Source organism: Pseudomonas sp. M5A4_2d, assembly GCF_053345295.1.
In genome coordinates, this window is sequence record NZ_JBKEZW010000001.1 from 538,603 (window position 1) to 562,503 (window position 23,901).

The following is a 23,901-nucleotide window of genomic DNA, read 5'->3' on the forward strand; positions in this document are numbered from 1 at the left end:
TGTTTTCTATTATGTGCGCAAAAGGGGATGAAAGGCTAATTCGCGGCACTCAGCGCCTGGTTGACCGCCAGCCATCCCGCCACCGCGTCTTCGCCGGCTTCGCTGAAGGCGCGTTGCAACAACTTCACTTGTTCGCGGCGCAGTGACTGCTCGAAACGCACGCCTTCCTCACTCAATTCCAGCAGGCGTTTGCGCTTGTCGGTCTCGGACGCGACGCTGTTGACCAAGTGCATTTCCTGCAATTGGCGCAATGGCATGTTCAGCGCCTGTTTACTCACGCCGAGCAACTCCAGCAGTTGGGTCACGCTCAAGGCGGGGTAGCGCGCGATGAAAAACACGATGCGCTGGTGCACGCGGCTCAGGCCACGGCGCTCCAGCATTTCATCGGCCTTGGCGGTGAACGCCTGATAGCCGAAGAAGAAGGCTTCCATGGCTTGCTGCTGGCTGCTCTGGTTTTTAAGGTCAAGCATATTGACGTATCTACCCAGGTCGTCGTAATTTCGGTCAAGTAGTTTGACGTATTTCCTGCGCGCTTTGCCACCGGTGACCTTATGGCCTTCTCTGAACGTGTTACGCGCCTCAAAAGCTCCTTGATCCGTGAAATCCTCGCCGCGGCCCAGCGCCCGGAAGTGATGTCGTTCGCCGGCGGCCTGCCGGCCGAAGCCATGTTGCCCGCGTTGAACTGGGACTGCATGCCGCTCAACATCGGCCAATACGGCATGAGCGAAGGCGAGCCGCACTTGCGTGAATTGCTCGCCGCCGAGGCGCGCGCACTGGGCGTGCCCTGCCAGGCCAGCCAGGTGCTGGTGGTCAGCGGTTCCCAGCAAACCCTGGACCTGGCGGCCAAGTTGTACATCGACCAGGGTACGAAGATCCTGCTGGAAGGCCCGACTTACCTGGCCGCGCTACAGATTTTCCAACTGTTCGGCGCCGATTGCCTCACCGTGCAACTGGAGGCCGACGGTCCGGACCTGGCGGCGCTGCGGACCACGCTTGAACAGCAGCGTCCGGCGTTCATCTACCTGATTCCGACGTTCCAGAACCCGTCGGCCGTGCGCTACAGCGAGGCCAAGCGCGAGGCTGTCGCCGCTTTGCTCGATGAGTTCGGCGTGACCCTGATCGAAGACGAACCCTACCGCGAGCTGACTTTCGATGGCGGCAGTTCGCAGCCGATTGCCGGCCGCCTGAAGAAAGCCAGCTGGATCTACACCGGTACGGTCTCCAAGACCTTGTTGCCAGGCTTGCGCGTTGGTTACCTGATCGCCAGCCCGGACCTGTTCCCGCACCTGCTCAAGCTCAAGCAATCGGCGGATCTGCACACCAATCGCGTCGGCCAGTGGCAGGCAATGCAGTGGATCGGCACCGAGCGCTACCAGCAACATCTGGTGGAACTGCGCCGCTTTTACCGCGAACGCCGCGATGCATTTCAGGCCGCTCTCGAGCGCCACTTCGGTGATTTGGCCGACTGGCAAACGCCCCAGGGCGGATTATTCTTCTGGCTGACCTTGAAACAACCGCTCGACACCCGCACCTTGTTGGCGCAAGCATTAGATCAGAACGTCGCGTTCATGCCCGGTGAACCGTTCTTTTCCGAGCCGGACCAGCACCTCGGCTCGTTTCGGCTCAATTTCAGCCATATCGACCCGGCCCGTTTGGACGAAGGTCTCAAGCGCCTGGCCGCGGTGGTCCGTCAAGCACAGCACGCGCAAGCGGCATAAGGGGAGCCTCATGTACAAGGTTTATGGCGATTACAGGTCGGGCAACTGCTACAAGGTCAAATTGATGCTCAATCTATTGGGCATCGCTTACCAGTGGATCGATGTCGACATCCTCAACGGTGACACCCAGACCGCTGAATTCCTGGCCAAGAACCCTAACGGCAAGATCCCGGTGCTGGAACTGGAAGATGGCACGTGCCTGTGGGAATCCAACGCGATCCTCAACTTCCTGGCCGATGGCAGCGAATTTTTGCCGACCGAGCCGCGCCTGCGCACTCAGGTGTTGCAGTGGCAGTTCTTCGAGCAATACAGCCACGAGCCGTATATCGCCGTGGCGCGGTTTATCCAGTTCTACCTGAACATGCCGGAAGATCGTCTTGAAGAGTACAAAACCACGCATAAGGGCGGTTACAAGGCGCTGAAGGTAATGGAGCGTCAGTTGCAAGCCACGCCGTACCTGGTGGGCGAGCAATATTCGATTGCCGATATCGCACTGTATGCCTACACCCATGTGGCCCATGAGGGTGGCTTTGACCTGACGCCTTATCCGGCCGTGCAGGCGTGGTTGAAGCGCGTGGCCAGCCATCCCAAGCATGTGGCGATGCTGGACTGATTCACACCGAGCAATGGTGGGAGCTGGCTGGCCTGCGATAGCGTCACCGTGCAGCATCTGGCCAAACGAGTTGCCTGCATCGCCGGCAAGCCAGCTCCCGGATGGGCCGTACCCCGCTTCAGCTTGGCGGTCTGCCTGACAGTTCTGTATTCAGCAGTTCGAAACAGCGCTGCGCCGCCGGGCTCAAGCGCATCCCGCTGCGACTGATCAACCCGATCTCCCGATTCACCCCGGGATGATCGATGTTGATGCGCTTCAAGCCTTCCAGGCTGTCCGCCGCCGACTCCGGCAATACACTGATCCCCAAGCCCTGGCGCACCAACGCCAGGACGGTCGACATATAGTTGGCTTCCATTCCCGCATTCATCGTCAGCCGCGTCGAATCAAACAATGCGTCCACGTGCTCTCGCACACTGCTGTCGCGCCCGGTGAGGATGATCGGCTGCGCCGCCAATTGCTCCAGGGTCAGTTGACGATGGCGGGCGAGGGGATGCTCCAGCGGCACAAACGCGCACAGCCGATCATTCAACACCGGCACGAATTCCAGGCCATGGCTCAGCCGCGCCCGCACACCGAGGCCGAAGTCCACCTCGCCGGACCGCACCTGCGCGTGAATGCGGTGAGCCACCACGTCATGCAGGCGTACTTCGATCCCGGCAAAACGCTCACGAAACAGACGCAAGGCCGGGGGCAGGGCGCCGGCGCACACCGAGGGCAGCGCGGCGATGGTGACCACGCCTCGGCGCAAGGCGGCCAGGTCGCGTGAACCGGTGACGATGTTGTCCAGGTCCAGCAGCAGTTTTTCCATGGGTGCGCGGGCGTCTTCTCCGGCAGCGGTGATGCTGACATGGCGCGGGCTGCGGTCAAGCAGGGCGACGCCCAGCCAGTCTTCGAGTTGCTGGACTTGTACGGTGAGTGCCGACGGCGACAGATGCAGTTCGTTGGCCGCCTTGGTAAAGCTGCCGGTGCGGGCAACCGCCAGGAACGCTTGAATATGCTGGATCGAGTTTTTCATGTTGTTATCCGATCGTTTTGTTTTTACGAACTTGGACGGCTGAATATTCCAATTTACAAAGACTAACGCGCTTCCAATACTCCAGGGAAAACAATAACCGGCCACAAAGGCCGCTCTGGAGTAACCCATGCTCGCTACCCTGGGTGTCATTACCATCCTGTGCCTGCTCGCTGCCGTCATGAGCAAGCGGCTCTCGCCGCTGGTGGCCCTGATCGCCTTGCCGATCATCGCTGCGTTGCTCGGCGGATTTGGCCTGCAAACCAGCGCCTTCATCATTACCGGCATCAAAAACGTCGCCCCTGTGGTGGGCATGTTTGTGTTCGCAATTCTGTTTTTCGGGATCATGACGGACGCCGGCATGCTTGACCCCATCATTGACCGCATCCTGCGCACGGTAGGGACGCGTCCTACACGGATTGTCGTCGGTACCGCGACCCTGGCGTTGCTGGTGCATCTGGACGGCTCCGGCGCGGTGACCTTTCTGGTGACGGTGCCGGCGATGCTGCCGCTGTACACGCGGCTGGGCATCGACAAACGCATCCTTGCCTGCGTTTGCGCGATGGCTGCCGGGGTCAACTTCCTGCCGTGGACCGGCCCGGTGCTGCGCTCGTCGGCGGCGCTGCATGTGCCGGTGGCCGACCTGTTCCAACCGCTGATTCCGGTGCAGATCGTCGGTCTGATCTTCGTATTCGCCTGTGCCTGGTGGCTGGGCCATCGCGAAGAAAAGCGCCTGGGCCTGGGGGCCGGTTCCACGGTCGATGCGGTGCCGCAACGGGTGCTCAGCGCCGATGACATCAAGCTGCGTCGCCCGCGCCTGTTCTGGGTCAACCTGATGCTGACCGTGCTGGTGATGGTGGTGATGATTGCCGGCTGGGTCGATCCGGTGGTGATGTTCATGCTCGGCACCGTGGTCGCGCTGTGTATCAACTACCCCAATGTGGACGCGCAGCGCGCACGCATTGACGCACATGCCAAGACGGCGTTGACCATGGCCAGCATCCTGCTCGCCGCCGGGGTATTCACTGGCATCATGCAAGGCACCGGCATGCTCAAGGCCATGGCCGAGGTGGCGGTGGCGCAGATTCCGGCCGGCCATGGCAAGCTGATCCCGGCGGTTGTCGGGTTCATCTCCATGCCGCTGAGCCTGCTGTTCGACCCTGACTCTTATTATTTCGGCGTGATGCCGGTGATTGCCGAAGTCGGCAAGGCCCTGGGCGTCGACCCTCTGCAAGTGGCCCAGGCCTCGTTGCTGGGTGTGCACACCACCGGGTTTCCGGTCAGCCCGCTGACTCCCGCGACCTTCCTGCTGGTGGGGCTGTGCAAGGTCGAACTGGCCGATCATCAGCGCTTCACCATTCCTTTTCTATTTGCCGCGTCGGTGTTGATGACCCTGACCGCTTTGCTCCTGGGAGTGATTTGAGATGAAAACCCTACGCATCGGTTCTGGCGCCGGCTATTCCGGCGACCGCATTGAACCTGCCGTGGAACTCGCCGAGCAGGGTGACCTGGACTACCTCGTGTTTGAATGCCTGGCCGAACGCACCATCGCCTTGGCGCAACAGGCGCGCATCAGTGATCCACAGGGCGGGTACGACCCGCTGCTGAGTGAGCGCATGCGCCGGGTGTTGCCCTTTGTCGGCCGGCCTGACGGTCGACGCCGCTTGCGCGTCATCACCAACATGGGCGCGGCCAACCCGGTGTCGGCGGCCATGGAAACGCGGCGGATTGCCAGTGAGTTGGGCCTGAACCTCAAGGTGGTGGCCGTGGTGGGCGATGACGTGTTGGCGACCTTGCAGCCCGAGCAATTGCTGGATAACGGTCAGACCCTGGGTTCCCTGGGCGAGCGGCTGATTTCTGCGAATGCCTACCTGGGGGTCGACGGCATTCTTGAGGCCCTGCACGCCGAAGCCGATGTGGTTATCACTGGGCGTGTGGCCGACCCGTCGCTGTTCCTGGCGCCGCAGATGTTTGAGTTCGGCTGGGCGGCAGATGATTGGCAGCGCCTGGGCCAGGGTACTTTGGTCGGGCATTTGCTTGAGTGTGCGGGTCAGGTCAGCGGTGGCTATTTCGCAGACCCTGGTTTCAAGGACGTGGAGGATTTGGCGCGGCTGGGCTTTCCCCTGGCTGAGGTGAATGCCGACGGCGCAGCCTTGATCACCAAGGTGGCAGGTTCGGGCGGGCGGGTCAGCCGTGCTACCTGTACAGAACAATTGATCTATGAAGTTCACGATCCTGCGGCTTACCTCACGCCGGACGTAACGGCCGATTTTTCCCAGGTGGGGTTTGTCGAGGAGGGCGTTGATCGCGTGCGCGCCCAAGGTGCGGGCGGCCGTGCGCGGCCCGAACAGTTGAAGGTCAGTGTCGGTTATCTGGACGGTTGGATCGGCGAAGGGCAGATGTCCTACGGTGGACCGGGTGCTGTTGCACGGGCGCAACTGGCACGGGATGTCGTACTCAAGCGCCTGGCGTTGATGGGCGTCAACATGCAGGACGTGCGCGCCGAGTTGATTGGCATGGACTCGCTCCACGGCCCACGCAGTAACGTCGAACCTTGGGAAGTACGCCTGCGCGTGGCCGCTCGCTGTGAAGCACGCAGCGAGGCGGTGCGGGTCGGCAATGAAGTGGAAACCCTCTACACCAACGGCCCGTCCGGCGGCGGTGGTGCGAGCAAGAGCGTGCGGCAAGTGGTGGCGGTGGCGTCGTTATTGCTGGCGCGTAGCGCTGTAAAACCGAGGATCGAAGCATGAAATTGCACACGCTGGCCCATTCGCGTACTGGCGATAAGGGCGACACCTCGAACATCTCGATCATTGCCTATCGCGCTGAAGACTACCCACTGCTGTGTGAACAGCTGACGGCCGAGCGCGTCGCCGAGTTTTTTGCCGGCTTGCGTGAACCCGGCGCGGCGCCAGTGCGGCGCTATGAGTTGCCCAACGTGCAGGCGCTGAACTTTGTGTTGCCCGGAATCCTGCGCGGCGGCGTTACCCGTTCGCTGGCGCTGGATGCCCATGGCAAGTGCCTGGGCTCGGCTTTATTGGATCTAGATGTGACAAGCCACACTTAAAAACACCACAGAGCAAATGTGGGAGCTGGCTTGCCTGCGATGGCATCACCTCGGTACTCCTGAGAGACCGAGTCGCTTGCATCGCAGGCAAGCCAGCTCCCACAAGGGATACCCGTGTTTGTCAGATCGCAGCAAACCGCTTGTCCAGGTAGTCGATGATTACCTTGGAGTCATACATCCAGGTGGTCTGGCCATTTTCTTCGATGCGCAGGCACGGCACTTTGATCTTGCCGCCTTGTTCCAGCAGGGTCTGGCGGTCTTGCGCGTTGTTCTTCGCGTCCTTCAACGCCACCGGCACATTCAGGCGGTGCAGCGTACGGCGGGTCTTCACGCAGAACGGGCAGGCGTGGAACTGATAGAGGGTCAGGTCCTTGGCCGCTGCGTTGACTTGTGCCTGTTGTTCGGCAGGGCGCTGCTTTTTGCGTGGGCGGGTAAGGAAGTCGCCCGCGATGATGACGTGGCCGAGGCCCACTCGAAGTGCTTTGACGAACATGGCTGAAACCTCTTGCCCATGACAGAAGGGGCCGCAGCTTACCTTAATTCTGCAGGCGAAAAAAAACCGGCGATGAACGCCGGCTTTTTCCTGCGCAGCCTGTTACTTGATCAGGCTGAGGAATTCGCTGCGGGTGGCCGCGTTTTCGCGGAACTCACCCAGCATCACCGAGGTGATCATCGACGAATTCTGTTTTTCCACACCGCGCATCATCATGCACATGTGCTTGGCCTCAATCACCACTGCAACGCCCAAAGCGCCGGTGACCTGCTGGACCGCATCGGCAATCTGACGGCTGAGGTTTTCCTGGATCTGCAGGCGGCGGGCGTACATGTCGACGATACGTGCAACCTTCGACAGGCCCAGCACTTTGCCGCTCGGGATATACGCGACGTGGGCCTTGCCGATAAACGGCAGCAGGTGATGTTCGCACAGCGAGTACAGCTCGATGTCCTTTACCAACACCATTTCGCTGTTGTCGGAGCTGAACAAGGCACCGTTGGTGACTTCTTCCAGTGTTTGTTCATAGCCGCGGCAAAGGTACTGCATCGCCTTGGCGGCACGCTTTGGCGTGTCGAGCAGGCCCTCGCGGGAAACGTCCTCGCCGAGCTGGCCGAGGATCGCGGTGTAATTCTGTTCCAGGGACATGAAACTACCTGTGGGATTTTCGCAAAGCGCAAGGTTACGGTGGCGGACACATCGCTGCAAGCCTGACGATGGCACTTGTTACTCGTCACGCCCTTCCATCATGGTGCGCTTGAGCATCACGTACACCGCACCGGCGCCGCCGTGGCGGGCCTGGCATGAGGTAAAACCCAGCACTTGGGCATGTTGACGCAGCCAGGTGTTGACGTGGCTTTTGATCATCGGCCGCTTGCCATCCAGCCGCACGGCCTTGCCGTGGGTGACGCGCACGCAGCGGATTTCGAATTTGGTTGCTTCGGCCAGAAAGGCCCAGAGGGTTTCGCGGGCTTTTTCCACGTTCATACCGTGCAGGTCGAGGCTGCCTTCGAACGGGATCTGACCGATCTTGAGCTTGCGCATCTGGCTTTCCTGCACGCCGTCGCGGGCCCACATCAGCTCATCTTCGGGGCCTACGTCGATCACGAACTGGTCCGAAAGGCCGTCCACGGTAGTGGCATCGGTGCGCACGGTCGCAGCCTGGCGCAGTTTGGCGATCTGTGCCCGGTCGGTCTTGGGTTTGCCGGTGTCGGCGCGGTCGTGCTTGATCGGCTTGACGCCGCGCAGCTCGTTTTTGAACAGGGAAAAATCGTCGTCTTGCATGTCAGCCTCCGCGAAGGGCGGGCAGTTTACCTAAATCGCGGCGGCCAGGGCGCAGGAAACGCTATCCATGCGCCATCAGTCGTGCTTTTTCATCAGGTGCGAAGCGATGTTCAGCGACAACGGCTGGCGCATGCGCCGACGGCTGCGACGCCACAACCATACGCCCAACCACAGCACCAGCAGCCCGATTCCCAACAGAATAGCCGAGCCGCCCGGGCTGGCATTCAGCTCGCCGAGGGCCGGCGAATGACCAAACAAACCGGCGCCACCGGCACCCGCCAGCAGCAGACCTACAATTGCCAGCAGCGCGGCAAAGCCGGCCACCAGGCGCAGACGCCAGTTGCTCGGCCCCTTTGGGCGCAAGCGACGAGCATCAAAACCATCGGATATCTTCATTCCGACCTTTCCTCCAGGGTATCGGCCCTTCGACCGGAAGATACACAGGTTGTTCCTGTGCCTGAGGCAATTGCAGCAAATGACAGGCATTTGCGGATGAGCGGGGCAATAAACACGCCGCGCCGCTCATCCGAGGGGCGATCAGATCAGATCTTTGGTTGACGCGAGGGTAGCGAAGTTGTCAGCCATGATGGCCATCTCAGTCTGCTGTACGTGCTCGGCACTCAGGATGCCGCCTTTGTAGGGCAGGTCGCGGGTGGCGCAGGCGTCTTCCACCAGGGTGCAGCGAAAGCCCAGGTTCTTGGCGGCGCGCACGGTGGTGCTGACGCTGGAGTGGCTCATGAAGCCGCAGACGATCAAGTCCAGGGAGCCCAGGTCTTGCAAGTGCTTTTCCAGGCCGGTGCCGTGGAAAGCGCTCGGCAGCAGCTTGCCGATAATGGTTTCGTCACCGAGCGGCTCCAGGCCGGGAATGAATTCGCCACGCTCGCCCTGCGGGTCGAACAGGCCACCGACGGTGCCCAGGTGACGTACGTGCACGATCGGGCGCCCGGCGTTGCGCGCTGCGGCGACCAGTTGCTGGATGTTGGCGACCGCCGCGTCCATGCCTGAGAGGGCGAGTGGGCCGCTGAGGTATTCCTTCTGGGCGTCGATGATCACGAGGGTCGCATGGTTCAGGTTGGCTGCTGCATAACCGCGACCGCTGAGTTGAAACATCGTCTTTGGAACGGACATTCTGGGGCTCCTGTGAGGGGGGCTTTTGTGACATTGTCCACTGGCTGAGCGGTTCTGTGAATCGCTACCATCGTAAGGTACGCCGTTGTTGGCTCACAGCCATGTCAAGTGGGCGGCTTGTTTAGTGCAACGATGGCAAATTGGATGAATTCCGACGGGTGGCGAAGGGTTTTCATCCATCGTCGGTACAGGCGAAGGCTGTTAGAATCGCCAGTCGTTTTTTCCAGGAGCTTGCCCCCGTGATCACATCCCGCCTGCGCACGTTGCGCGACCACATCCGTTGGGCTGTCAGCCGTTTCCATGGGGAAGACCTGTTTTTCGGCCATGGCACCGACAACGCCTGGGACGAAGCCCGGCAATTGGTGCTCGGCGCCTTGCACCTGCCTTGGGAAATCGCCGACAGCTACCTGGACTGCAACCTTGAAGAAGAAGAAATCTCCCACGTGCAGCGTTTGCTGCACCGCCGTATCCATGAGCGCGTGCCTACCGCTTACCTGTTGAAGGAAGCCTGGTTCTGCGGCATGTCGTTTATTGTCGATGAGCGTGTGTTGATCCCGCGCTCGCCGATCGGCGAACTGATCGAAAACCGCTTCGAACCGTGGCTGGCCCAGCCGCCGGCGCGCATCCTCGACCTGTGCACCGGCTCCGGTTGCATCGGCATCGCGTGTGCCTATGAGTTCCAGGACGCTGAAGTGGTGCTGGGCGACTTGTCCTTCGAAGCGCTGGAAGTGGCCAACCAGAACATCGAGCGCCATGGCGTTGATGAGCGCGTGTACACCGTGCAAGGCGATGGCTTTGATGGTCTGCCCGGCCAGCGTTTTGACCTGATCGTGTCCAACCCGCCTTATGTGGATGCCGAAGACTTCGCCGACATGCCGGATGAATACCAGCATGAGCCGGAACTGGGCCTGGCCTGCGGTGATGATGGCTTGAACCTGGTGCGACGCATGTTGGCCGAGGCCGCAGACCACCTGACCGAGAAAGGCTTGCTGATTGTCGAAGTCGGCAACAGCCAGGTGCACGTTGAGACGTTGTACCCGGAAGTGGACTTTGCCTGGCTGGAATTCCAGCGCGGTGGGCATGGCGTATTCATGTTGACGGCTGAACAGTGCCGGGAACATCAGGCAGTGTTTGCGGCGCGGGTTTAACCCGATTCAGCTGAAGAAACTGGATCTAAATGTGGGAGCGGGCTTGCTCGCGAAAACGGTGTGTCAGTGGCAGATGTAATGCCTGACACTCCGCCTTCGCGAGCAAGCCCGCTCCCACATTCTTGAATGCATTCACCCCGCTATCAGCGGTGTGTCGCAATCCAGATCAGCAACCCGGCCTGAAACACGGTAAACGCCACCAGGCAGGTGATGGTAAAGCGCAAACCGCTGTCCTCACGCTTGAACTTGGTGACCTTTTCCTCTTCCTTGCGCAGCTTTACTTCCTGCTCGGCGAGGTTCTGTTCAGCTTGCTGGAGCATTTGCGCAGCTTCGATGATTTCCACGAACTGCACCTTCTCGGTGTTCCAGCTGTCCAGCACTTCGCTGACCTTGCCCGGCTGCACATTGCCTTTGAGGTGCTGTACATCGGCATAAGCCACATCAAAGCCCTGGATACGCAGGAAGTGATCGCGGCGCAGGCGCGTAGCTTCGTTGAGTGCATCCTTGTTAGCCAGGTCCACACCGTCGACGCGGTAATGTGACCATTTCTTTTTTGCCCACGCCGCGCCTTGTGCGACGAGGAAACGACCGATACCCCGGTTGGCCGGTTCGATTTCCAGGCTGTTGCCCGGACCGAAATGCACGCGGTGCGTATCGTGATCGACCCAGATATCCAGGTGGTTCTGCTCGCGACGTACTCGCTGGCCTGGCAGTTGGATGACCATGCGCAACAGGCTGTGGTGTTTATCATTGCGCTCGGCATAGCCGAATTGCACGAAACGCAACGGCCGCACGCCGGTGGCGCGATCCGTGGCCAGGGGCGCCAGGCGCAGCATCTTGAAATGTTCGGCCTGTACGTCCGCCCACGGCAGTGCCGCTGCCTCGACGGCCTCGGTTTGTTCAGCCGGGGTGTCGGCGGTCGATTCGGGTGTTGCTTCGGTGGTTGTCATGCGGCGCGATCCTGTCCAAGCCCTGCGAGTCGACAGTCTTTTTACTGTTGACCCTGGGCTTATCGGCCGTTTTTTGCAGGACTGGAGGCAAATAGTCGCTTAATGGGGTTGAAGTCCGTCGATAAAGCGCACGATGCGCTGGCCCAGCTCAGCGGCGAGGGGCAGTTTCGGATCGTTGTAGGACTCCAGTTGCTCCTTCACGTCCTTGGGCACGATGCGCATCACATGGTTCATGCCTTCGATTACCGTCAGTTGCGCGTCCGGCTTGGCATTTTTCAGTTGTCGGGCATCGGCCACGCCTACCTGAATGTCGTTGGTACCCTGGATAATCAGCGCCGGCATGCTCAGTTTGGCGAAGGCAGCCGACGGATCGGCGCGAAACAGGCTAATAAGATAAGGCTGCACGCTGGGCCGGAAAATACCTTCCAGCGGGCGCGGTACATCGGCATCCACCTGGCCGGCCTTGAGGTGGTCGAGAATTTCATTGCTGCGCAGCAACAGGGCAGGGGGCAGGTGATCGGCCAGTTGCTGGCGAATCACCTGGTCCACCGGTCGTGCGCTGCCGGACAGGGAAATAACGCCAGCCGGGTCGAGTTGCGGTGCGGCGAGGGCCGCGACCAACGCGCCTTCGCTATGGCCCAGCACAATCAGCGGGCCCATCCGGTTATCCGCCTTGAGCAGTTTGCCCCAGGCGACGGCGTCGGCCACGTAGGCATCCAGGGTCAGGTTGCGCTCATCGGGGGTGGCAGCAAGGCTGGCGGCCACGCCGCGCTTGTCATAGCGCACGCTGGCGATGTTATTGCGGGCCAGTACCCAGGCCAGGCGCTTGAGGCTGTCGTTACGCGCGCCATCTGCACTGTTGCCGTTACGGTCGGTCGGGCCGGAGCCGGCGATGATCAACACGACGGGCACGGGTTTGTCGGATTTGGGCAGCAAAAGCGAGCCAAACAGCTCGCCGCTGCCGGTGTCCAGGCTGATAGGCCGTTGCAGCACGACAGGGGAGGCGGCGAAGCCAATACTGGAAAACAGGGTAAGGGTCAAAAGCAAAACTCGCAGCATCATCGCGCCATCATTGGGAAGGTGCCGGTTGGACCAACGTCTACCGGTAAGGTTTCGAGGATGAACTAGTCGGTTAGCCTGCGTATACTGGCGGCCTTAAGTTATTACGGTTGACTTGATTCAACTGATTTCACGGAGCGCCCTGCATGTCCGGCAATACCTTCGGCAAGCTGTTCACTGTCACCACCGCGGGCGAAAGCCATGGCCCGGCGTTGGTCGCCATTGTCGACGGCTGCCCGCCCGGCCTCGAGCTGTCTCTGGAAGACCTGCAGCGTGACCTCGATCGCCGCAAGCCCGGCACCAGCCGCCACACGACCCAGCGCCAGGAGCCCGACGAAGTCGAGATTCTCTCCGGCGTGTTCGAGGGCCGCACCACTGGTTGCGCCATTGGCTTGCTGATCCGCAATACCGACCAGAAGTCCAAGGACTACTCGGCAATCAAGGATCTGTTCCGCCCGGCCCACGCCGACTACACCTACCACCACAAATACGGCGAACGCGACTACCGTGGCGGCGGCCGCAGCTCGGCCCGCGAGACCGCCATGCGTGTGGCCGCCGGTGCCATTGCCAAGAAATACCTGGCCACCCAGGGCATTGTTGTCCGTGGCTACATGAGCCAATTGGGCCCGATCGAGATCCCGTTCAAGACCTGGGACAGTGTGGATGACAACGCGTTCTTCAGCCCCGACCCGGACAAGGTGCCGGAGCTGGAAGCCTACATGGACCAGTTGCGTCGCGATCAGGACTCCGTCGGCGCCAGGATCACTGTCGTCGCCGAAGGCGTGAAGCCTGGCTTGGGCGAACCGATCTTCGACCGCCTGGATGCCGAACTGGCCCACGCGTTGATGAGCATCAATGCGGTCAAGGGTGTGGAAATCGGCGCCGGTTTTGCCTGTGTCTCCCAGCGTGGCACCGAGCATCGCGATGAGCTGACACCGCAAGGTTTCCTCAGCAACAACGCGGGTGGCATCCTCGGCGGTATTTCCTCCGGCCAGCCGATTGTGGCGCATCTGGCCCTCAAGGCGACGTCGAGCATCACCACGCCGGGCCGTTCGATTGATGTCAACGGCAACCCGGTCGACGTCATCACCAAGGGCCGCCACGACCCGTGCGTCGGCATCCGTGCCACGCCGATTGCCGAGGCGATGATGGCGATCGTGTTGATGGATCACCTGCTGCGCAACCGTGGGCAAAATGCCGATGTGCGCGTGAGCACTCCGATACTGGGCCAGCTGTGACGGCTTGACCGTGACAGCGCTCCCGTACTGGCGACTCTCCAGCTTCTACCTGTTTTACTTCGCCCTGCTGGGGGCGACGGCCCCTTTCCTGGCGCTGTACTTCGATCACCTGGGGTTCTCCAGCGCGCGTATCGGCGAACTGGTGGCCATCCCCATGCTGATGCGCTGCGTGGCGCCGAACCTGTGGGGGTGGTTGGGCGACCATACCGGCCGACGCCTGGCCATCGTGCGATTTGGCGCGGTGTGCACCCTGGCAAGTTTTTCGCTGATTTTTGTCAGCAAGACCTATGCCTGGCTGGCGTTGGTCATGGCGTTGCACGCGTTTTTTTGGCACGCGGTGTTGCCGCAGTTTGAAGTGATTACCCTGGCGCACCTGCAAAAGCAGACCTCGCGCTACAGTCAGATCCGCCTGTGGGGCTCGATCGGTTTCATTCTCACCGTGGTGATCATGGGCCGCCTTTTCGACTGGCTGAGCCTGGACATTTACCCGGTGGTGGTCGTGGTGATCATGGCCGGCATCATCGGCGCCAGCCTGTGGGTGCCGAATGCGCAGCCTGTCAGCCATGGCAATCGTTTGGCCGGCGACGGTTTTCTCAAGCAGCTGCGCAGCCCCGGTGTGCTGGCGTTTTATGCCTGCGTGGCGTTGATGCAAATGAGCCACGGCCCGTATTACACCTTCCTGACCCTGCATCTGGAGCATTTGGGCTACAGCCGTGGCGTTATTGGTCTGCTCTGGGCAGTGGGCGTTGTGGCGGAAGTGCTGATGTTCCTGGCCATGAGCCGCATCCTCACGCGCTTTTCGGTGCGACGGGTGCTGCTAGCCAGTTTCCTGTTGGCGTCGGTACGCTGGTTGCTGCTGGGCTCATTCGCTGAATTCTTCTGGGTGCTGCTGCTGGCGCAGGTGATGCACGCCGCCACCTTCGGCAGCTTTCATGCGGCGGCCATTGCTTTTGTGCAACGTAGTTTCGGCGATAAACAACAAGGCCAGGGCCAGGCGCTCTATGCTGCCTTGGCCGGTACCGGGGGCGCCTTGGGGGCCCTGTATTCCGGTTACAGTTGGAATCTGCTGGGGCCGACCCTGACGTTCAGCATCGCCAGCATCGCGGCCCTGGCCGCCGCCGTTATCATTGGCCTTCGATTGCAAGAGCCGAACCAAGGAACCGTGCAATGAGTTATGTAGCTGTTTACCACGTCGCCACACCGGACATCCCGAACAAGGTCCTGACCCATTTCGATGATATCGCTGCGGCCCTGGCCGAGCATGGCGTGCGGTTCGAACGTTGGCAGCCCAGCCCCATCGAGAAGGGGGCCGGCGACGCTGAAATGATCGCGGCCTACCAGGAGCAGATCAATGCTCTGGGTTACGCCTCTGTGCAAGTGCTCAGCGTGACGAACGACCATCCACAGAAAGCCGAGCTGCGTGCCCAGTACCTTGAGGAGCGCCGTTACAGCGACGACGAAGTGCGCTTTTTCATCGCCGGCGTAGGCCTGTTTGCTGTGCACGTGGGCGAGTACATATACGCCGTACGCTGTGAGAAAAATGACCTGCTGGTGATCCCGGCCGGAACGCCCCATTGGTTCGACATGGGCGAGAATCCGCACTGTGTGACACTGCGCCTGTTCAACAGCGCTGACGGCGCAGTGCCTGAATTCACCGGCAGCGATATGGCTGCTCGTATTCCCGGATTGGACGACTAAGTACACGTATTTAAATATGCAATCCCGACAATTTGGAAGTTGCTGTGGGAATAAGCCTAATTATCTGTAAGGCGTCGCTGTTTATGCGGCGACTTATGCCTTGATTCCATTCGTTATGTAACTCTCTCCTGACTTGATGTTTATATCACCTGTCAATAGCAGGAATCCGAAAGGTGATAAGGCATCCACTACTACAGGAGAGAGATCAATGAGTGGCCGAGAGGAGTCGTGTCGTACGCCGGTGACCGAGCCTGTGGGCGTTAGAAGACGTCTGAGCCTGGGCGGCAAACCCCTCACACCGACCGAGCTGGAAATCCTGCGGTGGGCTGCTGAAGGCAAGACGGTTTGGGAAATCAGCCAGATTCGCGCCACCTCTGAAGCCACGGTGAAATTCCATCTGCGTAATATCTACGGCAAGCTGGACGTCACCAACCGCGTGCAGGCGATAAATGAAGCGACGCGCCAAGGGCTGTGCTGAACGTATAAAAGGCAGTGCTGAACGTATAAAAAAGGGCCGCGACGCTTAATGGCATCGCGGCCCTTTTTTATCGGTGTTGCTTCGGTGTTTCTTATGCCGAATGGTAAGTCGGCAGGGCAAAGCGGTTCTGGCTTTGCAGCATCGAAATCTGAGGCAAATCGCTAGCTTGTTCGGCCAAGTCGCGGCGAATGGCGCTGATCACCCACGTCAGTTGGTCAGCAGTGTGCAACTGTTGGTACGAGATCGAGCGCTTGACTTGTTTGCCTTCGCTGTTGCGCAGGGTCAGCAGGATACCGCCGTCAGGACGTGGCTGAGTGGTGACGTCGTATTGGGAGAATACAGAAGCGAATTTATCTTGGATCAGGCTCATGTCTATCAGCTCCGTTGGCTCAAGTTGGCAAGCATGGAGAGATAGGTGCAGTGATTGTGCCAGTATTCGGATTTATAAAAAATCGTTGTAAATCAACAACTTGAAAATTTTAAAGATTTTCAGTTTCGTGCAAAATGCATGAATGGCCATCGTGCATCCTGCATTTTGCGTTGTTCGGGCCACCCGTTTCAGCCCTTCATTACTGATAATGACTTTGATGGCTGCGCAAAATTCCTTTTTTGTGGCCGCCGGCACGGGATACAAAACTTTTCAAATCCTGCATGTACAGCCAAAGAATGGCAGGCGTATTTTCCTGCAAGGTATTCAGCGTGCCGCCTACTGGGTCACCGCTGATCCTGGATCATACGAAGAACAAGAAAAAAGGACGTTCCGCCATGAGCCATCCGCAAGACGACATGATCACTTGGGGCAAAATGCTGCGAAAGGTGCCCGCGATTGTTCGCGCCCTGCCGCGCGTGGTACGCGGGATGCGTGCCGCGAATGTCACTGACCCGGGGCAACCCTGCGGCCTCGGGTGGCAGTTCGAGCAGGCTGTGCTGCGTAACCCCGACGGTGCTGCGTTGTTGTACGGCGACAGTGTGCTCAGCTACAGCGAAGCCAACCAGCGCGCCAATCGTATCGCTCATCATCTGCACGCGCAGGGCATCGGCAAGGGTGATGTGGTTGCGCTGTTTATCGAGAATCGGCCTGAATTACTGCTCAATGTATTGGCCGTGGCGAAGCTGGGTGGTATCTGCGCAATGCTCAATACCTCGCAAACCCAGGCGGCGCTGGTGCACAGCCTGAATCTGGTGACCCCGGTGGCCATTGTCGTGGGGGCGGAGTTGGTGCCTGCCTTTTCTGCGGTGCGTGAGCACGTCGCGATCAAGGCCGACCGCACCTGGTTTGTCGCCGATCAACCATCAAGTGCGGTGCCTGAAGGCTACATCGACCTGATGGTGGCCAGCGCCGAATGCGCGGTGAGCAACCCCGCCAGCACCGCGCAAGTCTTTTTCAACGACCCGTGCTTCTATATCTACACCTCCGGCACTACGGGCTTGCCCAAGGCCGGGATCATGAAACACGGCCGCTGGACCAAAACCGCTGTGAGTTTCGGCAGCATCGCCTTGGACATGGGGCCGCAAGATGTCCTGTATTGCACGCTGCCGCTGTACCACGCCACCGGCCTGTGTGTGTGTTGGGGTTCGGCGATTGTCGGCGCGTCGGGGTTCGCCATCCGGCGTAAATTCAGTGCAAGCCAGTTTTGGGACGATGCGCGCAAATTCAACGCGACAACCCTGGGTTATGTCGGGGAGTTGTGCCGCTACCTGCTCGATCAGCCGCCCAGCGCGCAGGACCGTGATAACCGCGTGACCAAGATGGTCGGCAATGGCCTGCGCCCCGGCGTCTGGGCGCAGTTCAAGCAACGCTATGGCGTTGAGCATATCTGCGAGCTGTACGCTGCCAGTGACGGCAATATCGGCTTCACCAATGTGCTGAATTTCGATAACACCATCGGCTTTTGCCTGCAGCACTGGGCACTGGTGGAATACGCCCACGACACCGGTGAACCGATCCGTGGCAGCGATGGTTTGATGCGCAAGGTGCAAACGGGCGGGCAGGGGCTGCTATTGGCCCGGATTGATGAAAAGTCACCCTTCGACGGGTACACCGACCCGGAAAAGAACCGCAAGGTGGTGCTCACGGATGTGTTCGAGAAGGGCGACCGCTATTTCAATACCGGCGACTTGTTGCGCAGTATCGGCTTTGGCCATGCTCAGTTCGTTGACCGCCTGGGCGATACCTATCGTTGGAAGGGTGAGAACGTCTCGACCACCGAAGTCGAAAACGTCCTGCTGCAACACCCGCAGATCGCCGAAGTTGTGGCCTATGGCGTCGAGATCGAAAACACCAACGGCCGGGCGGGGATGGTCGCCATCACCCCGAGCGAATCCCTGGCGTCCCTGGACATGCGTGAATTGCTCCAGTTCGCCCACGGCCAACTGCCGCACTACGCGGTGCCGTTGTTTCTGCGCATCAAAGTGAAGATGGAAACCACCGGCACCTTCAAATACCAGAAGGTGAAGCTCAAGGAGGAAGCGTTTGACCCGGCAAAAGCCGGTAATGACCCGGTCTACGTTTGGCTTCCTGGGTCGGACAGCTATGTGCCGGTCACCGGCCAGCTGTTGGCGCAGATCCAGGGCGGGCAGTTTCGTTATTGATTCTGGCTATGGTCGCTTTTGGCAAAAAAGGCATGACAGTGGGGAACTCCGTCGCGACACTGGGCGCCTATAAAGCACACCAGACCAGGAGCCCTCACATGTCAGACCAGCCCAAACAAATGACCGAAGACGAAGCTGCCGAATTTGCCGAACAGGTCTTTGACGTGGCTCGCCGAGGTGACGCCGCCATGCTCGCTGCGCTGCTGGCCAAAGGCTTGCCGCCCAATCTGCGCAACCATAATGGCGACACCTTGCTCATGCTCGCGGCCTACCACGGCCACGCCGATGCGGTAAAAGTGCTGCTGGAATTCAAGGCTGACCCACAGATCGCCAATGACAAAAACCAACTGCCGATTGCCGGTGCTGCATTCAAGGGCAACCTGCCCGTGGTCAAGGCGCTGATCGAAGGTGGCGCACCGGTTGATGCATCATCGTCGGATGGGCGTACCGCGCTGATGATGGCCGCGATGTTCAACCGCGTAGAAATGGTCGAGTACCTGCTTGGGCAAGGCGCCAATCCCAAGGCGACTGACGCCCAGGGCGCGACGGCATTGGCCGCAGCGCAAACCATGGGCGCGGCGGATACGGCGGCGCAGTTGCAAAAACTGGTGTAGGCTACGCGCCCTTAAAAACCAGCCCGCCACAGGACCTTCCCATGAAAACCGCCCTCGTCGAACTCATCAGCAAAATCAGCGCCGGCGTCATGGGCGAGGACGAGGTGGCGCGCATCGCCGAAGAAGCGGCCCAGGCCTACGCGGACCCTGCGGCCTTTCTGGCGGCCAATCCGGATATCAACTACGACGACTCGTTCCCTATTCCATTGGGTGAGTGGGTGGTGGTGGGCAGCCTGCCGGACACCGTCCTGTTCCAGGCCGACACCTATGGCGATCTGTTTGCGCAGATCGTCGCGTCCTTCGGCCCGGGCGTGGCGTTCAACCTCAAGCCCAAGCAGTTGGCCAAGACCGAAGACCTCACTGCGCTCAATCGCATCCAGATCCAGATGAGCGCCCTGAGCCCGGAAGAGGGCGGCTATGTGCTGCTCAACTTCAGCCAATTGCTCGATGACGAGATCCAGAGCGTGCTGGTGTACGGCAACGACCTGCCGCGCGTGCTGGAACTGTGCGCCCACGTTGGCATCAAGGCTGAGCCGGCCCTGGAAGCGCTGCGTGTTGCGGTGCACGTCTGAAATAAAACGGAACCGCCGCCACGGCTGACTATCCTAAGGAGGCATGCCCTCACTTTAGGAGCGACACCATGGGTTCGACTTTCAATGGTCTGATTGGCCTGATTATCCTTGCGCTGGATATCTGGGCGATTATCAACGTGTTCAAAAGCGGCGCGAGCACGGGCGCCAAGGTGTTGTGGATCTTGCTGATCCTGTTGCTGCCGGTACTCGGCCTGATTATCTGGGCAATTGCCGGGCCGCGCGGGAATGTGCGGATCTGATCACCCGGCCCGCCCCAATCCGGAGTGGGCACTGCACTAAATGCGGGAGCGGGCTTGCTCGCGAAAAGCGGTGGTTCAGTCACTGATGTATTGACTGACGCAGCGCTTTTCGCGAGCAAGCCCGCTCCCTATTTGTCTCCTGCGTATTCTGAGATTTGTGTGTCGAGATTATTCGGTGCACGAAATTTTCACACCTCGTCCAAGACAATTCGCCGGTTTTTAAGGCTCTGCCAAGGCTCTCTATCCAGTGCCATTAACCGCATGGCCGTGGCATATGTTCAGTAATTAATAGCGTTGATGCCGTTGATCGGGCACCATTTGCGCCACCGCGCTAACCGCCTACCCCAGCCAGCCTGGGCGAGGGACGGGCGCCACTGCATTACTTCTAAACTTAAACTTCCAATGGGTCCTGAAACGACATGGCAAACCCGGACGCCCTGAGTCAGCAGCGAGCTTCTAATCGCCTGCTGCAACCGACCGTCAAATCCCATCTGGCATACACGCTGCTTTGCGCGCTGGTCATGATGGTGATGTTCTCCCTGCTGCGCCTGGCGCTGCTGGTCTACAACCGCGAGATGATCCTCGACACGCCGGCCTCGACGTTCCTCGAAGCGTTCGTCAACGGCACGCGCTTCGACATACGCTTTGTGATGTACGCGCTGGTTCCGATGCTGCTGGCCTTGTTCAGCGTTCGGGCCATGGCGGCGCGCGGGTTTTTCCGTTTGTGGCTGACCGTCGCGTCGAGTATTGCCCTGTTCCTGGGCTTGATGGAGATGGACTTCTACCGCGAATTCCACCAGCGCCTCAACGGCCTGGTCTTCCAGTATGTGAAGGAAGACCCGAAAACCGTGATGAGCATGCTCTGGTACGGTTTCCCGGTGGTGCGGTACCTGCTGGCCTGGGCCGTGGGCACGCTGATCCTGAGCATGGCCTTTAAAGGCGCCGACCGTGCGACGCGCCCACGTGGCCCGTTCAGCGGCGGCACCGTCGGCACCCGCCAGGTGGCGCCGTGGTATACCCGCATCGCCGTATTCGTGGTCTGCCTGTTGATCGCCGTGGTCGCCATCCGTGGCACCCTGCGCCAGGGCCCGCCGCTGCGCTGGGGTGATGTCTACACCACCGATTCGAACTTCGCCAACCAGTTGGGCTTGAACGGCACTCTGTCGCTGATCGCCGCCGCCAAGGCGCGCTTCTCCGAAGAGCGTTCGAACATCTGGAAAGCCACCCTGGACCAGCCGCTGGCGACCCAGACCGTGCGTGACATGCTGGTGTTGCCACAAGAGAAACTGGTGGACACGGAGTCGGCTGCCGTTCGCCGGGACTACACGCCACCGGCCGAAAAAACCCTGCCGATCAAGAACGTCGTAGTGATCCTGATGGAAAGCTTCGCCGGTCATTCGGTGGGTGCATTAGGCCGCCCGGGCAACATCACGCCGTACTTCGACAAATTGTCCAAGGAAGGCCTGCTGTTCGACCGTTTCTTCTCCAACGGCACCCACACCCACCAGGGGATGTTCGCCACCATGGCGTGCTTCCCGAACCTGCCGGGCTTCGAATACCTGATGCAGACCCCGGAAGGCAGCCACAAGCTGTCGGGCCTGCCGCAGTTGCTCAGTGCACGCAAGTTTGACGACGTGTATGTCTACAACGGCGATTTCGCCTGGGACAACCAGTCGGGTTTCTTCAGCAACCAGGGCATGACCAACTTCATCGGGCGTAACGACTTCGTCAACCCGGTGTTTTCCGACCCGACGTGGGGCGTGTCCGACCAGGACATGTTCAACCGTGGCCTGGAAGAACTCAAAGCCCGCGAAGGCGGCAAGCCGTTCTACGCCCTGCTGCAAACCCTGTCCAACCACACGCCGTACGCATTGCCGACGCCATTGCCGGTCGAGAAAGTCACCGACCGTGGCAGCCTCAACGAGCATTTGACGGCCATGCGCTACTCCGACTGGGCCTTGGGCCAGTTCTTTGAAAAGGCCCGTAAAGAGCCTTACTTCAAGGAAACCCTGTTTGTGATCGTGGGTGACCACGGCTTCGGTAACGAACAGCAAATCACCGAAATGGACCTGGGCCGCTTCAACGTGCCGATGCTGATGATTGCACCGGGCATGCAGGAGAAGTTCGGCGAGCGTGACCACACCGTGGGCACCCAGATCGACATCGTGCCGACCATCATGGGCCGCCTGGGTGGCGATACCTTGCACCAGTGCTGGGGCCGTGACCTGCTGAACCTGCCGGAAGGCGACAAGGGCTTTGGCGTGATCAAGCCGTCGGGCAGTGACCAGACCGTAGCGTTGGTTACCGCAGACCGCATTCTGGTACTGCCCAAGGACATGCCACCGAAGCTGTGGGAGTACGAACTGGGCGCTGAGCCGACCGGTAAAGTGATTCCCGAGTCACCGGACGAAGCAGCGCTGAAACAGAAACTCGAGTCGTTCCTGCAGACGGCGACCAAGAGCCTGTTGGATAACACCGCCGGTGTGGTCGACGGTAAGCCGGACTAATAAGTCGGGCATAAAAAAAGAGGCCTCAGTGAGGCCTCTTTTTTTGTCCGGTGTTTATATCCGGCCAAGCAACAGCAGCACCAGCAACACCACCAGTACGACACCCAGAATACCCGACGGGCCATAGCCCCAGTTACGCGAGTGCGGGAATACCGGAAGGCCGCCAACCAACAGCAGGATCAGGATAATGATCAGAATGAGGCTCATAGTTTTTTTCCTTATAGGCCTTCTGAAAAGACCGGTGATTAAACAGTAGGCCTGTCAGTTTAAAGACAGACGCCTTATAAAATCCGACTGTGCCATGGGGTAAAAGATTCCGTGTTTTTTTAAAGCATTTTGCAAGCCGGCTTATTTCTTTTAATGCGTTCACACCTGCAGCGTATTAGTTGAAAAAGATTGAACTTACGCAATAAGTCGCTCTCGTACCCGGCCTCAAGTTTGCCCGAGGCATTCATCAATTGGATGGTGCGTGGGTCGCGGAAAAACCTTCGCTACACTGCCGATCACTTCTTCCGTGAACCACAAGGCAGCTTTCCTATGCAAAATCGCATGATGATCACCGGCGCCGGGTCCGGCCTGGGTCGCGAAATCGCTCTGCGCTGGGCCCGCGAGGGTTGGCAATTGGCCTTGTCGGACGTCAGCGAGCCGGGCTTGCTTGAAACCCTCAAGCTCGTGCGCGAGGCGGGTGGCGATGGGTTTGTCCAACGCTGCGACGTGCGCGACTACAGCCAGCTCACGGCCTTTGCCCAGGCCTGTGAGGTGAAGCTGGGCGGCATTGATGTGATCGTCAACAATGCCGGTGTCGCCTCGGGTGGCTTCTTTGCTGAGTTGTCCCTGGAAGACTGGGACTGGCAGATCGCGATCAACCTGATGGGCGTGGTCAAGGGCTGCAAAGCGTTCCTGCCGCTGCTGGAGAAAAGCCAGGGCCGGATTATCAACATCGCCTCAATGGCCGCATTGATGCAGGGGCCGGCGATGAGCAACTACAACGTGGCCAAGGCCGGTGTGGTGGCGTTGTCGGAGAGCTTGCTGGTGGAACTCAAGCAGCAGGAAGTGAGCGTGCACGTGGTGTGCCCGTCATTTTTCCAGACCAACCTGTTGGATTCGTTTCGCGGGCCTACACCGGCGATGAAGGCGCAGGTGGGTAAGTTGCTTGAGAGCTCGCCGATTTCGGCGGCGGATATCGCCGATTACATCTACCAACGCGTGGCTGAAGGCGAGTTCATGATCTTGCCTCACGAGCAGGGGCGCATGGCATGGGCGTTGAAGCAGAAGAATCCGCAGTTGTTGTATGACGAGATGACGCAGATGGCCGACAAGATGCGGGCCAAGGCGCAGGCGGTTAAGGGCTGATGCTGGTCCAAATTTGAAAGAGGGCTTGCGCCCAACGGCGCAGTGATCGTCAACCTATCACGGCTATCGGGAGCAAGCCCCCTCCCACCTGTTTAAGCGTTTTTGCTTGGGATTTTT

Annotated in this window: 27 protein-coding genes; 16 read left to right on the forward strand and 11 right to left on the reverse strand. The window is 59.8% G+C overall.

Annotated features, from left to right (window positions below):
* Nucleotides 1-35: 35 nt before the first annotated feature.
* Nucleotides 36-470, reverse strand: coding sequence for a MarR family winged helix-turn-helix transcriptional regulator (locus ACLBW8_RS02435; protein ID WP_064453392.1), 435 nt, complete (start codon nt 468-470; stop codon nt 36-38).
* 81 nt (nt 471-551) lie between these two features.
* On the opposite strand from ACLBW8_RS02435, the gene ACLBW8_RS02440 reads away from it, so the two are divergent.
* Both ACLBW8_RS02440 and ACLBW8_RS02445 read left to right on the forward strand, forming a co-directional pair.
* On the forward strand, nt 552-1,718 hold the full coding sequence (locus tag ACLBW8_RS02440) for an aminotransferase-like domain-containing protein (protein ID WP_447804480.1): 1,167 nt from the start codon (nt 552-554) through the stop codon (nt 1,716-1,718).
* A gap of 10 nt (nt 1,719-1,728) precedes the next feature.
* Complete coding sequence (locus ACLBW8_RS02445) at nt 1,729-2,331, forward strand: glutathione S-transferase family protein (protein ID WP_064453390.1); 603 nt, start codon at nt 1,729-1,731, stop codon at nt 2,329-2,331.
* Between the two features lie 118 nt (nt 2,332-2,449).
* On the opposite strand, the gene ACLBW8_RS02450 is transcribed toward ACLBW8_RS02445, so the two are convergent.
* Nucleotides 2,450-3,346, reverse strand: coding sequence for a LysR family transcriptional regulator (locus tag ACLBW8_RS02450; RefSeq protein WP_447804481.1), 897 nt, complete (start codon nt 3,344-3,346; stop codon nt 2,450-2,452).
* Nucleotides 3,347-3,473: 127 nt separating this feature from the next.
* Between ACLBW8_RS02450 and ACLBW8_RS02455 the strand changes: the two genes are divergently transcribed.
* From ACLBW8_RS02455 to ACLBW8_RS02465, 3 genes are read left to right on the forward strand one after another with little or no spacing between them, the layout of a single operon-like run.
* Complete coding sequence (locus ACLBW8_RS02455; protein WP_447804482.1) at nt 3,474-4,766, forward strand: CitMHS family transporter; 1,293 nt, start codon at nt 3,474-3,476, stop codon at nt 4,764-4,766.
* A gap of 1 nt (nt 4,767) precedes the next feature.
* Nucleotides 4,768-6,093, forward strand: a complete 1,326-nt coding sequence (locus tag ACLBW8_RS02460) for an acyclic terpene utilization AtuA family protein (RefSeq protein ID WP_064453387.1) — start codon at nt 4,768-4,770, stop codon at nt 6,091-6,093.
* Nucleotides 6,090-6,410 (forward strand): AtuA-related protein, encoded by a 321-nt coding sequence (locus ACLBW8_RS02465; protein ID WP_064453386.1) that lies wholly within the window; start codon nt 6,090-6,092, stop codon nt 6,408-6,410. Before ACLBW8_RS02460 ends, ACLBW8_RS02465 begins: the two co-directional genes overlap by 4 nt.
* A gap of 121 nt (nt 6,411-6,531) precedes the next feature.
* Here the strand turns inward: ACLBW8_RS02465 and ACLBW8_RS02470 are convergent, their stop codons facing one another.
* The 5 genes from ACLBW8_RS02470 to ACLBW8_RS02490 form a co-directional block, all read right to left on the reverse strand.
* Nucleotides 6,532-6,903: a glutathione S-transferase N-terminal domain-containing protein gene (locus ACLBW8_RS02470; RefSeq protein WP_064453385.1), complete on the reverse strand. Its 372-nt coding sequence runs from the start codon at nt 6,901-6,903 to the stop codon at nt 6,532-6,534.
* Between the two features lie 102 nt (nt 6,904-7,005).
* Nucleotides 7,006-7,551, reverse strand: a complete 546-nt coding sequence (folE, locus tag ACLBW8_RS02475) for a GTP cyclohydrolase I FolE (RefSeq protein ID WP_003204506.1) — start codon at nt 7,549-7,551, stop codon at nt 7,006-7,008.
* A 78-nt stretch (nt 7,552-7,629) separates the two neighbouring features.
* On the reverse strand, nt 7,630-8,187 hold the full coding sequence (locus tag ACLBW8_RS02480) for a Smr/MutS family protein (RefSeq protein WP_064453382.1): 558 nt from the start codon (nt 8,185-8,187) through the stop codon (nt 7,630-7,632).
* 75 nt (nt 8,188-8,262) lie between these two features.
* A complete protein-coding gene (locus tag ACLBW8_RS02485) occupies nt 8,263-8,583 on the reverse strand; it encodes a hypothetical protein (protein WP_064453381.1) in 321 nt (106 codons plus the stop codon).
* A 141-nt stretch (nt 8,584-8,724) separates the two neighbouring features.
* Nucleotides 8,725-9,315: a cysteine hydrolase family protein gene (locus tag ACLBW8_RS02490; RefSeq protein ID WP_064453380.1), complete on the reverse strand. Its 591-nt coding sequence runs from the start codon at nt 9,313-9,315 to the stop codon at nt 8,725-8,727.
* 239 nt (nt 9,316-9,554) lie between these two features.
* Here ACLBW8_RS02490 and prmB point away from each other — a divergent pair, with 239 nt between their 5' ends.
* Complete coding sequence (prmB, locus tag ACLBW8_RS02495; protein WP_064453379.1) at nt 9,555-10,463, forward strand: 50S ribosomal protein L3 N(5)-glutamine methyltransferase; 909 nt, start codon at nt 9,555-9,557, stop codon at nt 10,461-10,463.
* A 143-nt stretch (nt 10,464-10,606) separates the two neighbouring features.
* Here the strand turns inward: prmB and ACLBW8_RS02500 are convergent, their stop codons facing one another.
* Together ACLBW8_RS02500 and ACLBW8_RS02505 are read right to left on the reverse strand one after the other, a co-directional pair.
* Nucleotides 10,607-11,413: a hypothetical protein gene (locus ACLBW8_RS02500; protein WP_447804483.1), complete on the reverse strand. Its 807-nt coding sequence runs from the start codon at nt 11,411-11,413 to the stop codon at nt 10,607-10,609.
* Nucleotides 11,414-11,512: 99 nt separating this feature from the next.
* On the reverse strand, nt 11,513-12,475 hold the full coding sequence (locus ACLBW8_RS02505; protein ID WP_221295308.1) for an alpha/beta hydrolase: 963 nt from the start codon (nt 12,473-12,475) through the stop codon (nt 11,513-11,515).
* A gap of 143 nt (nt 12,476-12,618) precedes the next feature.
* Here ACLBW8_RS02505 and aroC point away from each other — a divergent pair, with 143 nt between their 5' ends.
* The 4 genes from aroC (at nt 12,619) to ACLBW8_RS02525 (ending at nt 15,886) form a co-directional block, all read left to right on the forward strand.
* The gene (gene aroC / locus ACLBW8_RS02510; RefSeq protein ID WP_064453376.1) at nt 12,619-13,710 is read left to right on the forward strand and encodes a chorismate synthase; all 1,092 of its coding nucleotides are present in this window, start codon (nt 12,619-12,621) and stop codon (nt 13,708-13,710) included.
* A gap of 10 nt (nt 13,711-13,720) precedes the next feature.
* Nucleotides 13,721-14,881, forward strand: coding sequence for an MFS transporter (locus ACLBW8_RS02515; protein ID WP_064454986.1), 1,161 nt, complete (start codon nt 13,721-13,723; stop codon nt 14,879-14,881).
* Complete coding sequence (locus ACLBW8_RS02520) at nt 14,878-15,408, forward strand: 1,2-dihydroxy-3-keto-5-methylthiopentene dioxygenase (protein ID WP_447804484.1); 531 nt, start codon at nt 14,878-14,880, stop codon at nt 15,406-15,408. Before ACLBW8_RS02515 ends, ACLBW8_RS02520 begins: the two co-directional genes overlap by 4 nt.
* Nucleotides 15,409-15,616: 208 nt before the next feature.
* Nucleotides 15,617-15,886, forward strand: a complete 270-nt coding sequence (locus ACLBW8_RS02525) for a response regulator transcription factor (protein ID WP_064453374.1) — start codon at nt 15,617-15,619, stop codon at nt 15,884-15,886.
* Between the two features lie 91 nt (nt 15,887-15,977).
* Here the strand turns inward: ACLBW8_RS02525 and ACLBW8_RS02530 are convergent, their stop codons facing one another.
* A complete protein-coding gene (locus ACLBW8_RS02530; protein ID WP_048721059.1) occupies nt 15,978-16,256 on the reverse strand; it encodes a DUF3509 domain-containing protein in 279 nt (92 codons plus the stop codon).
* A gap of 395 nt (nt 16,257-16,651) precedes the next feature.
* Between ACLBW8_RS02530 and ACLBW8_RS02535 the strand changes: the two genes are divergently transcribed.
* The 5 genes from ACLBW8_RS02535 to ACLBW8_RS02555 all read left to right on the forward strand — a co-directional run bounded on the left by ACLBW8_RS02535 (nt 16,652) and on the right by ACLBW8_RS02555 (nt 22,431).
* Entirely contained in the window at nt 16,652-18,478 is a 1,827-nt protein-coding gene (locus ACLBW8_RS02535) for a long-chain-acyl-CoA synthetase (protein ID WP_447804485.1), read from the forward strand.
* A 98-nt stretch (nt 18,479-18,576) separates the two neighbouring features.
* The gene (locus ACLBW8_RS02540) at nt 18,577-19,092 is read left to right on the forward strand and encodes an ankyrin repeat domain-containing protein (RefSeq protein WP_447804486.1); all 516 of its coding nucleotides are present in this window, start codon (nt 18,577-18,579) and stop codon (nt 19,090-19,092) included.
* A 41-nt stretch (nt 19,093-19,133) separates the two neighbouring features.
* The gene (locus tag ACLBW8_RS02545) at nt 19,134-19,664 is read left to right on the forward strand and encodes a hypothetical protein (RefSeq protein WP_447804487.1); all 531 of its coding nucleotides are present in this window, start codon (nt 19,134-19,136) and stop codon (nt 19,662-19,664) included.
* 68 nt (nt 19,665-19,732) lie between these two features.
* Nucleotides 19,733-19,924, forward strand: coding sequence for a PLDc N-terminal domain-containing protein (locus tag ACLBW8_RS02550; protein WP_003172956.1), 192 nt, complete (start codon nt 19,733-19,735; stop codon nt 19,922-19,924).
* A gap of 419 nt (nt 19,925-20,343) precedes the next feature.
* Nucleotides 20,344-22,431 carry an LTA synthase family protein gene (locus ACLBW8_RS02555; protein WP_064453370.1) on the forward strand — a complete coding sequence of 696 codons (2,088 nt, stop codon included), beginning with the start codon at nt 20,344-20,346 and terminating at the stop codon, nt 22,429-22,431.
* Nucleotides 22,432-22,485: 54 nt separating this feature from the next.
* Here ACLBW8_RS02555 and ACLBW8_RS02560 read toward each other — a convergent pair whose 3' ends face one another.
* Nucleotides 22,486-22,638, reverse strand: a complete 153-nt coding sequence (locus ACLBW8_RS02560; RefSeq protein WP_015885095.1) for a DUF3309 family protein — start codon at nt 22,636-22,638, stop codon at nt 22,486-22,488.
* A 330-nt stretch (nt 22,639-22,968) separates the two neighbouring features.
* On the opposite strand from ACLBW8_RS02560, the gene ACLBW8_RS02565 reads away from it, so the two are divergent.
* Nucleotides 22,969-23,784 (forward strand): SDR family oxidoreductase, encoded by an 816-nt coding sequence (locus tag ACLBW8_RS02565; RefSeq protein ID WP_432750886.1) that lies wholly within the window; start codon nt 22,969-22,971, stop codon nt 23,782-23,784.
* The last annotated feature ends 117 nt before the right edge of the window (nt 23,785-23,901 follow it).

What these genes read in the sequence shown, in the direction of transcription:
- ACLBW8_RS02440 (WP_447804480.1), top strand. Translation starts at nt 552, where the DNA reads ATGGCCTTCTCTGAACGTGTTACGCGCCTCAAAAGCTCCTTGATCCGT.
- ACLBW8_RS02490 (WP_064453380.1), bottom strand. Translation starts at nt 9,315, where the DNA reads ATGTCCGTTCCAAAGACGATGTTTCAACTCAGCGGTCGCGGTTATGCA.
- ACLBW8_RS02520 (WP_447804484.1), top strand. Translation starts at nt 14,878, where the DNA reads ATGAGTTATGTAGCTGTTTACCACGTCGCCACACCGGACATCCCGAAC.
- ACLBW8_RS02480 (WP_064453382.1), bottom strand. Translation starts at nt 8,187, where the DNA reads ATGCAAGACGACGATTTTTCCCTGTTCAAAAACGAGCTGCGCGGCGTC.
- ACLBW8_RS02450 (WP_447804481.1), bottom strand. Translation starts at nt 3,346, where the DNA reads ATGAAAAACTCGATCCAGCATATTCAAGCGTTCCTGGCGGTTGCCCGC.
- ACLBW8_RS02455 (WP_447804482.1), top strand. Translation starts at nt 3,474, where the DNA reads ATGCTCGCTACCCTGGGTGTCATTACCATCCTGTGCCTGCTCGCTGCC.
- ACLBW8_RS02535 (WP_447804485.1), top strand. Translation starts at nt 16,652, where the DNA reads ATGAGCCATCCGCAAGACGACATGATCACTTGGGGCAAAATGCTGCGA.
- ACLBW8_RS02460 (WP_064453387.1), top strand. Translation starts at nt 4,768, where the DNA reads ATGAAAACCCTACGCATCGGTTCTGGCGCCGGCTATTCCGGCGACCGC.
- ACLBW8_RS02545 (WP_447804487.1), top strand. Translation starts at nt 19,134, where the DNA reads ATGAAAACCGCCCTCGTCGAACTCATCAGCAAAATCAGCGCCGGCGTC.
- folE (WP_003204506.1), bottom strand. Translation starts at nt 7,551, where the DNA reads ATGTCCCTGGAACAGAATTACACCGCGATCCTCGGCCAGCTCGGCGAG.
- ACLBW8_RS02445 (WP_064453390.1), top strand. Translation starts at nt 1,729, where the DNA reads ATGTACAAGGTTTATGGCGATTACAGGTCGGGCAACTGCTACAAGGTC.
- ACLBW8_RS02465 (WP_064453386.1), top strand. Translation starts at nt 6,090, where the DNA reads ATGAAATTGCACACGCTGGCCCATTCGCGTACTGGCGATAAGGGCGAC.
- ACLBW8_RS02525 (WP_064453374.1), top strand. Translation starts at nt 15,617, where the DNA reads ATGAGTGGCCGAGAGGAGTCGTGTCGTACGCCGGTGACCGAGCCTGTG.
- ACLBW8_RS02540 (WP_447804486.1), top strand. Translation starts at nt 18,577, where the DNA reads ATGTCAGACCAGCCCAAACAAATGACCGAAGACGAAGCTGCCGAATTT.
- ACLBW8_RS02555 (WP_064453370.1), top strand. Translation starts at nt 20,344, where the DNA reads ATGGCAAACCCGGACGCCCTGAGTCAGCAGCGAGCTTCTAATCGCCTG.
- ACLBW8_RS02485 (WP_064453381.1), bottom strand. Translation starts at nt 8,583, where the DNA reads ATGAAGATATCCGATGGTTTTGATGCTCGTCGCTTGCGCCCAAAGGGG.
- ACLBW8_RS02550 (WP_003172956.1), top strand. Translation starts at nt 19,733, where the DNA reads ATGGGTTCGACTTTCAATGGTCTGATTGGCCTGATTATCCTTGCGCTG.
- ACLBW8_RS02470 (WP_064453385.1), bottom strand. Translation starts at nt 6,903, where the DNA reads ATGTTCGTCAAAGCACTTCGAGTGGGCCTCGGCCACGTCATCATCGCG.
- ACLBW8_RS02560 (WP_015885095.1), bottom strand. Translation starts at nt 22,638, where the DNA reads ATGAGCCTCATTCTGATCATTATCCTGATCCTGCTGTTGGTTGGCGGC.
- ACLBW8_RS02435 (WP_064453392.1), bottom strand. Translation starts at nt 470, where the DNA reads ATGCTTGACCTTAAAAACCAGAGCAGCCAGCAGCAAGCCATGGAAGCC.
- ACLBW8_RS02500 (WP_447804483.1), bottom strand. Translation starts at nt 11,413, where the DNA reads ATGACAACCACCGAAGCAACACCCGAATCGACCGCCGACACCCCGGCT.
- ACLBW8_RS02565 (WP_432750886.1), top strand. Translation starts at nt 22,969, where the DNA reads ATGCAAAATCGCATGATGATCACCGGCGCCGGGTCCGGCCTGGGTCGC.
- ACLBW8_RS02505 (WP_221295308.1), bottom strand. Translation starts at nt 12,475, where the DNA reads ATGATGCTGCGAGTTTTGCTTTTGACCCTTACCCTGTTTTCCAGTATT.
- aroC (WP_064453376.1), top strand. Translation starts at nt 12,619, where the DNA reads ATGTCCGGCAATACCTTCGGCAAGCTGTTCACTGTCACCACCGCGGGC.
- ACLBW8_RS02530 (WP_048721059.1), bottom strand. Translation starts at nt 16,256, where the DNA reads ATGAGCCTGATCCAAGATAAATTCGCTTCTGTATTCTCCCAATACGAC.